The organism is Lacticaseibacillus saniviri JCM 17471 = DSM 24301 (genome assembly GCF_001311785.1).
GTDB lineage: Bacteria > Bacillota > Bacilli > Lactobacillales > Lactobacillaceae > Lacticaseibacillus > Lacticaseibacillus saniviri.
The window spans coordinates 166,332-178,438 of the sequence record NZ_BBBX01000001.1 but is presented as its reverse complement, the minus strand read 5'-3'; the positions used below and the strand labels follow the sequence as shown (position 1 = coordinate 178,438).

Annotated in this window: 7 protein-coding genes and 5 pseudogenes; 8 read left to right on the top strand and 4 right to left on the bottom strand. The window is 48.5% G+C overall.

Features of this window, described 5'->3' with window-relative positions:
- The first annotated feature begins 69 nt into the window (after positions 1-69).
- From clpX to JCM17471_RS00860, 3 genes and pseudogenes are all read left to right on the top strand, one after another.
- Positions 70-1,320, top strand: a pseudogene (clpX, locus tag JCM17471_RS00870) (ATP-dependent Clp protease ATP-binding subunit ClpX).
- Between the two features lie 180 nt (positions 1,321-1,500).
- Positions 1,501-2,088 carry a ribosome biogenesis GTP-binding protein YihA/YsxC gene (gene yihA / locus JCM17471_RS00865; RefSeq protein ID WP_054776482.1) on the top strand — a complete coding sequence of 196 codons (588 nt, stop codon included), beginning with the start codon at positions 1,501-1,503 and terminating at the stop codon, positions 2,086-2,088.
- A 5-nt stretch (positions 2,089-2,093) separates the two neighbouring features.
- On the top strand, positions 2,094-2,384 hold the full coding sequence (locus JCM17471_RS00860) for a nucleoside triphosphate pyrophosphohydrolase family protein (RefSeq protein WP_054776481.1): 291 nt from the start codon (positions 2,094-2,096) through the stop codon (positions 2,382-2,384).
- Between the two features lie 44 nt (positions 2,385-2,428).
- Here the strand turns inward: JCM17471_RS00860 and JCM17471_RS00855 are convergent, their stop codons facing one another.
- The gene (locus JCM17471_RS00855) at positions 2,429-2,644 is read right to left on the bottom strand and encodes an SPJ_0845 family protein (RefSeq protein WP_054776480.1); all 216 of its coding nucleotides are present in this window, start codon (positions 2,642-2,644) and stop codon (positions 2,429-2,431) included.
- Positions 2,645-2,775: 131 nt separating this feature from the next.
- Here JCM17471_RS00855 and JCM17471_RS16715 point away from each other — a divergent pair, with 131 nt between their 5' ends.
- The 4 genes and pseudogenes from JCM17471_RS16715 (at position 2,776) to uvrC (ending at position 7,014) form a co-directional block, all read left to right on the top strand.
- Positions 2,776-2,874: a mediator of RNA polymerase II transcription subunit 7 gene (locus JCM17471_RS16715; protein ID WP_225354047.1), complete on the top strand. Its 99-nt coding sequence runs from the start codon at positions 2,776-2,778 to the stop codon at positions 2,872-2,874.
- Positions 2,859-4,233 (top strand): annotated as a pseudogene (locus JCM17471_RS00850) (ABC transporter substrate-binding protein/permease); the annotation flags it as partial. The gene JCM17471_RS16715 and the pseudogene JCM17471_RS00850, both read left to right, overlap by 16 nt.
- A complete protein-coding gene (locus tag JCM17471_RS00845) occupies positions 4,223-4,969 on the top strand; it encodes an amino acid ABC transporter ATP-binding protein (protein ID WP_054776479.1) in 747 nt (248 codons plus the stop codon). The pseudogene JCM17471_RS00850 and the gene JCM17471_RS00845, both read left to right, overlap by 11 nt.
- A gap of 267 nt (positions 4,970-5,236) precedes the next feature.
- A pseudogene (gene uvrC / locus JCM17471_RS00840) lies at positions 5,237-7,014 on the top strand (excinuclease ABC subunit UvrC).
- A gap of 63 nt (positions 7,015-7,077) precedes the next feature.
- Here the strand turns inward: uvrC and JCM17471_RS00835 are convergent.
- The 3 genes and pseudogenes from JCM17471_RS00835 to JCM17471_RS00825 form a co-directional block, all read right to left on the bottom strand.
- Positions 7,078-9,028: pseudogene (locus JCM17471_RS00835) on the bottom strand (PTS fructose transporter subunit IIABC).
- A 10-nt stretch (positions 9,029-9,038) separates the two neighbouring features.
- A pseudogene (pfkB, locus tag JCM17471_RS00830) lies at positions 9,039-9,952 on the bottom strand (1-phosphofructokinase).
- Positions 9,949-10,695 carry a DeoR/GlpR family DNA-binding transcription regulator gene (locus tag JCM17471_RS00825; RefSeq protein WP_054776478.1) on the bottom strand — a complete coding sequence of 249 codons (747 nt, stop codon included), beginning with the start codon at positions 10,693-10,695 and terminating at the stop codon, positions 9,949-9,951. Before JCM17471_RS00825 ends, pfkB begins: the two are co-directional and overlap by 4 nt.
- A gap of 214 nt (positions 10,696-10,909) precedes the next feature.
- Between JCM17471_RS00825 and JCM17471_RS00820 the strand changes: the two genes are divergently transcribed.
- Complete coding sequence (locus tag JCM17471_RS00820; RefSeq protein WP_054776477.1) at positions 10,910-11,998, top strand: DUF871 domain-containing protein; 1,089 nt, start codon at positions 10,910-10,912, stop codon at positions 11,996-11,998.
- The last annotated feature ends 109 nt before the right edge of the window (positions 11,999-12,107 follow it).

Here is a 12,107-nt window from a genome sequence, read left to right as displayed (position 1 = left end):
TTTCGCTTCAATACTGGGCAAATGTCATTTGTTTGGTATAATTGAGCCAACAAGAAAGGGTTGAAGTTAATGTTTGACAACGTCGAGACAACCGGGCCAGTGACTTGTTCTTTTTGTGGTAAGTCACAAAACCAGGTAAAGAAAATCGTTGCAGGCCCTGGGGTATATATTTGTAACGAATGTATCGATTTATGCAAAGAGATTATTGATGAAGAGTTCAAAGAAGAAGCTGTTCAAAACTTACTCGAAGTTCCAAAGCCATTTGATATCTTAAAGATTTTGAATGACTATGTGATCGGCCAAGATGCCGCAAAGCGGGCATTGGCTGTTGCCGTGTACAACCACTACAAGCGGGTTAACCAAATGGAAGTGGCTGCTGAAGGCGACACAGAATTGCAAAAGAGTAACATTGCGTTGATCGGGCCAACCGGTTCAGGGAAGACCTTCCTGGCGCAAAGTCTGGCACGGATTTTGAACGTCCCATTTGCAATTGCTGACGCCACAACCTTAACCGAAGCAGGTTATGTGGGTGAAGACGTTGAAAATATCCTCTTGAAGTTGCTGCAAAACGCCGATTACGACGTTGAACGCGCTGAAAAGGGCATTATTTACATCGATGAAATCGATAAAATCGCTAAAAAGAGCGAAAAATGTCTCCATCACCCGTGATGTTTCTGGTGAAGGGGTGCAACAGGCACTGCTGAAGATTCTTGAAGGGACAGTTGCGAGCGTGCCACCACAAGGCGGACGTAAGCATCCACAACAAGAATTCATTCAGATCGACACCACCAATATTCTGTTCATTGTCGGTGGGGCTTTTGATGGCATCGAGACTATCGTCAAGAACCGGATCGGTGAGAAGACCATTGGTTTTGGAACCGATAATGACGACAACTTCGATCCAAATAAGAGTCTCATGCAACAAGTGATTCCAGAAGATCTGATGAAGTTCGGGATTATTCCTGAATTTATCGGCCGGATTCCAATTATGGCTGCCCTTGAAAAGCTGACTGAAGACGATTTGGTCCGGATTTTGACCGAACCAAAGAATGCTCTCGTCAAGCAATATCAAAAGCTGTTTGCATTGGATCACACAGAGCTGACCTTTACTGAACCTGCCTTACACGCCATTGCGCATCAAGCAATCGTGCGAAATACCGGGGCACGTGGTTTGCGGTCAATTCTTGAAGCCGTGATGCAAGATATGATGTTGATCTGCCTAGCCGACCAGAAGTGGTGAAGGCAATCGTGACGGAAGAGGCGGTCTTAGGGACTGGCGAACCAGAACTTGTGATCGACAACAGCCGCGAAGCATCTTAATTTGTGACTCACTGTCTCGCGGGATGATGACCGCGTGATAGGTTGGGGTTGTGTGCAAAACATTGTGTTTTGCCACAACCTCATTTTTTATGCGACGTGAAGAGAGCGAATAAGTTCAAAATCGCTTCATTCCGTTTGTGCAGGTATGCTACACTAACAACTAGAAAGCGAGGCAAATCGATGCAAGTTAATCACGTGAGTTTAACCATCAGTGCGGTTCAGGCCGCTCAATATCCAACCGATGAACGACCAGAAGTGGCGTTTGTGGGGCGTAGTAACGTCGGGAAGTCGTCGTTGATCAATCGCTTGATCAACCGCAAGAGCATGGCTAGAACCTCTAGTGTGCCCGGTAAGACCCAAACCCTGAATTTCTACGATATCGAATCATTGTTGTACTTCGTGGACGTCCCTGGCTATGGTTACGCCAAAGTCAGTAAGACAGCACGCGCTAAGTTTGCGACCATGATTGAAGAATATCTGACCACTCGGCAAACCTTACGCGGCGTGGTCCAACTGGTTGATAGCCGCCATGAGCCCAGTGATGACGATATCAGTATGTATCAGTATTTGAAGTACTATAAAATACCCGTCCTGGTCGTCGCAACAAAGGCCGATAAGATTGGTAAGAGCAAATATGCAGCAACCACCAGACGGATTCAAAAGGCCCTTGATTTTAACCAAGTCGACACCTTAGTCCTGTTCAGTGCCGAAACTGGCATGGGTCAGGAATCAGTCTGGCAGTGGCTTGAGCAACAAACAAAGGAGTAAGTGTGATGGAGTTAAATGATTATCAACAATTGGCAAATCGGACGCTCACCGGTAATGAGCAAGTGCTGACCAATTTATCCCTCGGGTTAGCTAGCGATTCAGGGCAAGTGATCGATCTGATCAAGAAATACACCTTCCAGGGTCAGGAGTTAAATCGTGATGAATTGACCCGTGAACTGGGTGATACGCTCTGGTATCTCTCCCAAATCGCGCTGTGGGCTGATATTCCATTTGAAGAAGTCGCACAGGTCAACATCGATCAACTCGCTAAGCGGTATCCTAATCTCAATAATTAAGCCGTTAAAACTAAAAGAAGACTGTGATTGCCATCAACGGCGAATCACAGTCTTCTTTTTCTATCATCTGAGCACTTATTCTGGTTTTTGTTCCGACTTTTGGTGGCTGCCTTAGCTTTGTCGGCTTCTTTTTTAGGATCATCGAGTACCGGTTTGACAGGTGGCTCTGGTGCAGGTGCTGCTGGCTTGCCGGCAGGAACCTTAGCGAACTTGTCGAAGAGTTCATTCAGATCGTTTTGGGCATTAATTTTGAGACTCATTGGAATCCCTCCCTTCGCTCTAGAGTATAGCATTGCTTAATTTATTCAGCAAGTCCCAAATTCTGAATAAAACTTGCATAAAAATAAATTATCGAGTATAGTACTTGCATACAGTAAAGGGAGGCTCCTCAATGAAGAAGTTATGGCATAGTCTGCTAATCGCGTTTTTGGCGTTGGTGACGGTGGTGGCCGTTGCACCAGCAACGTTCACGCGGCGGATCAAAGTTTAGCAAAAGTTAAAGCAAAAGGCACACTGGTAATGGGGACAAGCCCAGACTACGCGCCTTATGAATTCTTAGTCAATCGAAATGGCAAGAACCAAGTCGTAGGTTTGGATGCCCAAATCGCCCAAAAGATTGCGGACGATATCGGCGTCAAGTTGCAGATCAAGCAAATGGACTTTGATTCATGCTGGTCGCACTGGAAACCGGTAAGGTCGATATGGTGCTGTCTGCGATGACACCGACCGCTACCCGTGAGAAGTCCGTTGATTTCTCCAAGGTCTACTACAAGGCGGGACAAAACTTCATCATCAATAAGTCTGATGAAGGGGTCTACAAGGACAAAGATTCTTTCAAAGGTAAAAAAGTCGGTGTCCAAACCGGGAGCTTACAGGCTGATCTCTTGAAGCAGCAGGTTCCTGAAGCTCAGTCACTGGGCTTAGCAAGGTGCCCGATCTGATTTTAGCGTTGAAGTCTCATAAAATCAGTGGGATTGTCGCTGAAGATGCGGTGGCATTGGCTTACGTTCAAAACGATTCTAGCTTGGCCACTATCAAGGGTAAGTTCAACATCGGTGGCGATGAAGTCGGTAGCGCGATTGGGTTCTCTAAGGGTGCCACCAGCCTGGTGAAGGCAGCCAACAAGAGTATCGACACGATTCACCGTCAGAACCTGATTCCTGGCTACTTAAAGACAGCCGGGAAGGATATGACCAGCAACACGCAAGACACCAGCATGCTGCATTACTGGAGCTATTTTGCTAAGGGTGTCGGTTATACCTTATTGATTACCGTGATTGCGATTGTTGTCGGGATTGCGATTGGGACGCTATTAGCCTTGATGCGGTTGGGCAAGAGCAAGATTATCCGCGGGATCGCGGTTGCCTACATCGAATTCGTTCGGGGCACACCACTGATGATTCAAGTGATGTTTGTCTACTTTGGGATTGGGCTGATTGTCGATATTCCAGCACTGACAGCCGGCTTGATTGCCGTTTCCCTGAATTCAGCGGCCTACGTAGCAGAAATCATTCGTGGTGGGATTAACAGTATCCCTGTCGGCCAAACTGAGGCTGCACGGTCACTGGGCTTGTCGCAACGGCAGACGTTACAGAGCGTCGTCTTACCACAGGCATTACGGAATATCTGGCCTGCGTTGGGGAATGAATTCATCTCCCTGATCAAGGAAAGTTCCATTGTGTCAATCATCGGGGTAACCGATTTGATCTATCAATTGAAGGTTGTTCAATCAGCGACTTACAAAGGGATTGAACCCATCTTTGTTGCCATGATTCTTTACTTCGTGATGACATTTAGCTTATCGAAGCTCTTAAACTTCTACGAGAGGAAGATGAAACATGCAAACTAAGCCATTAATGCAGATCAATCATTTGGTCAAAAAATTCGGCGATAATGTCGTTCTCAATGACATCACTGAAACCATCAATCAAGGCGATGTGATTGTCGTGATTGGGGCTTCTGGTGGTGGGAAAAGTACCTTCCTGCGCAGTCTGAATCGGTTGAACACACCCACATCCGGCGAAATCTTGTTTGAAGGCACCGACTTGGTGGGCTTGAACGAAAAGGAACTCGACCAAGTCCGCGAAAAGATGGGCATGGTGTTCCAAAGCTTTAATCTCTTCCCTAATATGACCGTGGCTGAGAACGTGATGTTGGCACCGATGAAAGTGAAGGGGACCAACGCTGCTGATGCCCGGAAGCAAGCGGAAGCATTACTCGATAAGGTCGGTTTAGCTGAAAAAGCGGATGTCTATCCACCAAGCTTGTCAGGGGGCCAACAACAGCGTGTCGCTATTGCCCGTGCCTTGGCGATGGAACCAGACGTGATGCTGTTTGATGAACCGACCAGTGCGCTGGATCCCGAAATGGTCGGGGAAGTGCTCAAGGTCATGCAAGACTTGGCCAAGTCAGGGATGACCATGGTTGTTGTCACTCACGAAATGGGCTTTGCCCGCGAAGTGGCCGATCAAGTGTGGTTCATGGATGGCGGCCAAATCGTTGAAAAGGGTGCGCCTGATCAGATCTTTACGCATCCGACAGAAGCGCGGACACAAGATTTCTTGTCCAAAGTCTTAACGCAATAACAACAAAGAAGTTGTGACAAAAGGTGTTATGAGAGTGAGGATTAACACGGATTGGTGATAAATCCTGAACTTAGGATTTGAAACAAGCCAAGTTAACCGGAACGCTCAACCTTTTGGAACACGATTAATCCATATTGTTCGCAAAAGAAAGAAGGAGCTGCGATGACTCATCGCGGCTCCTTCTTTCTGTGTGTGATAAGCCACGCGCTTGCAACCATTACGGATATTGAATACAATAAGGCGAACACTTGTTTTAGGGAGGAAACCATGGCCTCAGAACATATTGAACACAAACTGAGCCTCTTACCCGATTTGCCAGGTTGTTATCAGATGAAAGATATCACCGGCAAGATTATTTATGTGGGTAAAGCGAAAAATCTAAAGAATCGGGTCCGCTCGTACTTCAAGAGCAGTCATGACGGCAAGACGGCGCGCTTAGTGGCTGAAATTGCCGATCTGGACTTCATTGTCACATCAACGGACAAGGAAGCCTTCTTACTCGAAATCACGTTGATTCAAAAATATCAGCCATACTATAATATCAAGCTCAAAAAGGGAACCGGCTACCCTTATATCAAGATCACCAATGAACGCGATCCACAGATTATGATTACCGGTGATGTGAAGAAGGACGACGCCTACTATTTTGGTCCGTATCCAAACGTCTACGCCGCGCAAGAGACCATGCACTTCATCCAGCGGGTGTATCCATTGCGACGCTGTAACGGCTATCAGGGCCGCCCATGCCTGTACTATCACATGGGGCAGTGTCTGGGCCCGTGCTTCCGTGAAGTGCCTGTCGAAGAGTATCAGGCGCAAATCGAACGGATTAAGCGTTTCTTGAATGGGAACGTGGGCAAGGTGAAGCAACAACTCACGGCGAAGATGACTGCTGCGGCCAACGAGATGCAATTCGAACGTGCCGCAGAAATTCGCGACCAGTTGCACTACATCGAAGCCACCGTTGAAAAACAAAAGATCATCTCAACCGATCACACCACGCGTGACCTATTCAACTTTTACATGGACAAGGGCTGGATTTCAATTCAGGTCTTCTTCATTCGCCAAGCGCGACTGATGAAGCGTGAATCGCGCTTATTTCCGATTGTGAATACCGCTGAGGAAGAATTCGAATCCTTTATTCTGCAGTTTTATGATTGCAAGAACAATGTGAAACCGCGCGAAATTTTGGTGCCAAAGGGCATTGATAACGCGGTACTCGAACAGGTGCTCGAGGTGCCCGTGCGCACGCCACAACGCGGTGAGAAGCGGGCATTGCTCGAATTAGCTGAGAAGAACAGTCGGATCAAGTTAGAGGAGAAGTTCCGCCTGATGGAATTGGATAACCGCACCACGGTGGGCGCCCAAGATGAGATCATGACCGCACTCGGGTTACCTAAGGGGCATGTGATCGAGGCGTTTGACCACAGTCATATTCAGGGGACCGATCCGGTATCCGCGATGGTTCAATTCGAGGACGGGCGCCCAGCCAAACAGAATTATCGCAAGTACAAGCTGGCGCAGGACGCGGATGATCACAGTGCCAATGAAGATGCCAATACCCGTGAAGTGATCTATCGCCGTTACAGCCGACTGTTGAAGGAGAAAGCACCACTGCCTGACTTGATTCTGATGGATGGTGGCGCGATTGAAATGAACGCGGCCAAGGACGTGCTCGAAAATGAGCTCAACTTGGATATTCCAGTCGCCGGCATGGTGAAAAATAATAAGCATAAGACGGCTGCACTGTTGTACGGGGACGCGGACGAGATGATCAACCTGGATCCTAAGAGCCAGGGCTTTTATCTGCTCGAACGCATTCAAGAAGAGGTTCACCGTTTCGCCATTACTTTCCATCGACAGTTGCGGGGCAAAATAGCCTCTCAAGCCGTTTGGAGAATATCAAGGGTGTTGGTCCCAAGACGCGCACCAAGCTGCTCAAAGAGTTCAAAACCATCAATCACATCAAAGAAGCTTCAGTCGAAGATATTCAGGCGCTCGGCATCTCAAAGCAAACCGCGCAACTGATCAAATTGTCGCTGTAGCCACCAAAAAGCTTATCCAACGGTTGATTGGATAAGCTTTTTGATATTGCTCACATGTACTTGTTAAGCTTGATTTTCTTTAGCAACAGGACGCCAGATACCTAAGATCACACCGGCAATGACAGCACCGATGACTAAGGACATCAGGAAGCCAAACTTTTGATTGGTTAATGCCAAGGCAACAATCCCACCATGAGGCGCTGGGACATTCACACCCCAGAATTGAGTTAAACCACCGGCGATAACAGAACCGATAACGGAACTACCGATGATGTGCAATGGATCAGTTGCGGCAAATGGAATGGCGCCTTCAGTGATGAAGGTTAAGCCCAACACGTAGTTAGACAACCCAGATTGACGTTCGGATTCGGTGAACTTCTTAGGGAAGAAGGTAGAAGCAATCGCAATCGCCAATGGTGGAATCATCCCACCAACCATGACAGCAGCCATCCAGCGACCATCTGTTTGACCAGATGCTGAGAAGACCCCGATGGAGAAGGTGTAGGCCGCCTTGTTGAAAGGACCGCCCATATCGATACTCATCATCCCGGCTAAGATTGCCCCAACCAAGATGGCATTACCGGTACCCATGTTTTCAAGGAAGTTGATCAATGCACCGTTAACGGCCGCAAAGATCGGATTGACGATGAAGAACATGATAATCCCGATGCCGGCAAGGCCTAGGACTGGATACAACAGGATGGTCTTTAAACCATCGAGTGAGTGTGGCATGCCAGACAGCAACTTCTTTAAGCCAACGATCAGCCAACCAGTGACAAACCCAGCAACCAGACCACCGATGAACCCAGCAGGATTGCTTGCTTTAACAACTGAAGCGGCGGTTAACGTGGCCATCCAACCACCGACGAACCCAGGCATTAACGCAGGGCGATCACCGATGGAAACCGCGATATAAGCGGCTAAGACAGGAACCAAGAAGCTAAAGGCGTAGTTCCCAAGGTTATTGGTGAAGGTGAACCACATGGAGCTCTTACCAACGAATTGTTCAAGGATGAAGGAGAGGGCCATGATAATCCCACCACCGACAACGAATGGCAACATGTTGGAAACCCCGTTCATCAGATCTTGATAGATTCGACTCCAAACGGATTTCTGTTCTGGTTCAGCTTCAGCGGTATCGGCACCAGAAGCGTGGAACACAGCACCGTCGCCTTCAAGCGTCTTTTCAATTAATTCGTCAGGCTTCTTAATCCCATCGATAACGGGACGATTCAAGAGCTTCTTACCGTCGAATCGGTCCATTTCAACTTTCTTGTCGGCCGCAACGATAACACCGGCCGCACGTGAGATATCATCTGAGGTTAGCTTGTGCTTAACCCCTTCAGAACCGTTTGTTTCGACCTTGATGTCGACACCCATCTTTTCGGCCATTTCCTTTAAAGCGGCTTCGGCCATGTAGGTGTGGGCAATCCCGGTAGGGCAGGCGGTAACGGCAACGATGAATGGACGTTCTTCACGCTTTTCAGCCTTGAATTGGGCCTGTTCAGCAGCCTTTGCCTTTTCGGCATCTTCTTCAGCCTTGTCCTTAGCTTCCTTAGCAGCTTGGGCATCGGCGAAGAGCTGTTGCACGTCGTCTGGTGTCTTGGCTTGCTTCAGGGCAGCTACAAGGTCGGGGGTTGATTAAGAGGGATGAGAGGGCAGCCAGTGCGGCCAAGTGAGTGTCATTGGCGCCTTCTGGTGCGGCAATCATGAAGAACAAGTGAACCGGTTGGCCATCTAAGGAATCAAAATCGACCCCGGCGTCACTTTTAGCAAACAGCACTGTTGCACGGGTGACCGCTTTGTCCTTGGCATGTGGCATCGCGATGCCTTCGCCGATCCCAGTGGTGGATTCAGCTTCACGCTTCAAAATATCGCTGCGGTAAAGATCCAAATCATTGATGATGCCTTTGTCGTAATACTGTTGGGTCATTTCATCGATCGCTTCGGCCTTTGTTGTCGCCTTCAGATCCATGATCATGACGTCTTTAAGTAGTAATTCGCGAATATCCATGATCTTCCTCCTAAATTTCGGTAATGGTAATGGTTGCTTTGACTTCTTCAATCTTTGCGCGGGTTGCTAAGTCCTTTGAAAAGGCAGTTGCACTCCCACAGGCGATTGCGACTTTGAAGCTTTCCAATTCATCGTGTGTGGTGGCAAATGTGCCGGTGAAACCAGCTAACATACTGTCGCCCGCGCCAACTGAATTTTCAACTTTACCCGCTGGCACTGTGCCATGATAGGCTTTGTCGGCAGTAATCATCAACGCACCGGCACCGGCCATGGAAACCAGCACGTGTTGGGCACCCAAGCCCAGTAACTTGCGACCGGCTTGTACGGTTTCTTCTAAGCTCGTGTATTCGGGATCACCGAACAGTTCAGCTAGTTCGTGGTGATTAGGTTTAACCACCAATGGCTTGTCTGGCAAAGTATCGAGCAAGGCTTGACCCGTGGTATCAATCACGAAGTCTGCCCCGTGTTCGTGAATCACAGGCACGAGATCGCGGTAGAACGATGCGGGTAAGCCAGCGGGCAGACTGCCGGCCATCACAACGACATCGCCTGGTTGCAGTTGATCCAGTTCGCGCTTGAAAGCCGCTGCTTCATCAGACTGATGGTTGGGCCGCTCGCGTTCAATTCAGTTTCTTCTTCGGCCTTGACCTTGACGTTGATCCGCGTATCACCAGCGATTGGTGTGAAGCGGGTGGTCAGCCCCAAGTTGGCTAATCGATCAGTGACGAACTGACCGATAAAGCCGCCCGTGAAACCTAATGCTGTGGTGGGTAAGTCGAGTTCTTTGAGAATCCGGCTGACGTTGATACCCTTACCACCGGGTAGCTTCAGATCACTGTCGAGTCGATTGACCCGGCCTAATGTGAGTTGTGATAACCCAATCACATAGTCAATGGATGGGTTGAGGGTAACGGAATAAATCAAAAGGGAACCTCCTTGATATTGGCACACGCGTCAAAGGCGGGTGTGTGTGGTTTATGGTCTGTAAAGACGGTCACGGTATCGAGTGGGGCAAACTTAGCAAAACTGACGCGGTTGAACTTGCTGGCGTCTGCCAAAATAATACTGTGATCGGCTTGTTGAATCGCTAATTGTTTGACGATGGCTTCTTCCGGGTCTGGGGTGGTGTGACCGAAATCGGGATGAATCCCATTGGTTCCCAGAAAGGCCCAGTTGAACCGGAAGGAGGCCAGCATCTTTGTGGTGATGGCACCGATGGCCGCTTTTGTCGCCGGCTTGATTAAGCCACCCAACATCAGAACCTTGACGTTGTAGTCGGCGAGCACCGATGCGTTATCGACACCCGTTGTGATGACGGTGACGTCTTTTTCCGCGAGATGTGGAATCAGTTCAGCAGTGGTTGTGCCGGCGTCGAGAAAAATCATGTCGCCGGATTGCACGAGCTGACTCGCGGCCTGGGCAATTAATTGTTTGGCGGGAAGCTGTTGCGTGGCTTTTTCGGAGACGCTGGGTTCGGCCGCTAAGCTTTGTGACCGTTTCGCCCCCCCGTAGATACGCTCGAGTAGTCCCGCATCTTCTAGATCAGCAAGATCGCGGCGGATCGTGGATTCAGAAGCATTCAGCTCCGTCATCAGATCTTTTAATTTGACGACGCCCTGCCGTTTTAAAGTCGCTAGGATATGTTGATGCCGCTCTTCTGTAAGCACTTTCCTCACCTCGAAAATTTATTATACGCCAAAAACGTTCAAAAGCAACAAGAAACGGTCAAAAATGTAAAAATTGGCCTGTACCAAAGAAATTTTGCACGCAAATGCCGCTGTACCGGCGCGTATCATGTGACCAGTCCGGTGTGAAAGCCCTTTATTTAGCGCTTTCATTATGTTAGCGTTAAGAAGAACGAAATAAGGGGGATATTCTCACATGGGCAAATTAGGTGTTTCCGTTTATCCGGAACGATCCACATACGATAAAGATGCGGCTTATCTGGACTTAGCCACAAAATATGGCTTTAAGCGCGTGTTCACGTCGCTTCTCGAAATCAATGGCGATAAGGATGCGGTACTGGCGGGCTTCAAAAAGGTCGTCGATCACGCCAACGAACTGGGCATGGAGGTCATGATCGATATCAATCCAGCCCTATTTGAACAGCTTGGGATTACTTACGATGATTTGAGTTTCTTCCATAAATTAGGCGCGTGGGGGGTTCGGCTTGATTTGGGCTTTACCGGTGCTGAAGAAGCTAAAATGACGCGCAATTCTTATGGCATTAAGATTGAAGTCAATATGTCACAGGGCACGCATTATATCGATAACATCATGGCATTTTCGCCCAACACCGATAACTTGCTGGGTTCGCATAACTTCTATCCACATCGCTTTTCTGGCTTGGGCCAAGACTTCTTCAACTATGCCACGAGTTTGTACACACAGTATCGGTTGAATACAGCGGCGTTCATCAATTCCCAGGCGGCAACCTTTGGACCATGGCCAACACAAGACGGTCTGGCCACACTCGAGAGCCACCGCTCATTGCCGATTGCGACACAGGTCAAACATTATGTGCTGATGGGCACAATCAATGATATTATTATTGGTAACGCGTATGCCAGCGAGGATGAACTCAAGTCTGCCCACGAGGCATTTGTGGCTGACTATCCAAGCCTCAAGGTGGTGCCGGCACTGGATATCACGGCGCTTGAACGCACCGTACTGTTTGAGAATGATCACAGCTATCGGGGTGATCGGTCCGAATACCTGTTGCGCAGCACCCAAACTCGAGTCATTTATAAAGATGAAGCTTTTCCTGCACACAACACCCAGCCAATTGAACGTGGTGATGTGTTGATCGATAATGTCGGTTATGGACAGTACAAGGGCGAGACCCAAATTGCGCTGCAGGCGATGCCAAATGATGGCCGGGTCAACGTGGTCGGGCACATCGACCCAAGTGAACTGTTCTTGCTGACTTATCTCAAGCCATGGAGCAGTTTCCGCCTGATTCAAGCTTAATTTGAAATTTTCACATGAATTTCACTGATAATCCGCTTACAAGTAGCGGGCCATTCTGCATTTAATTGCAATTTGGCCCGCTTTTTCGTATGATGAGATGACTATGGTT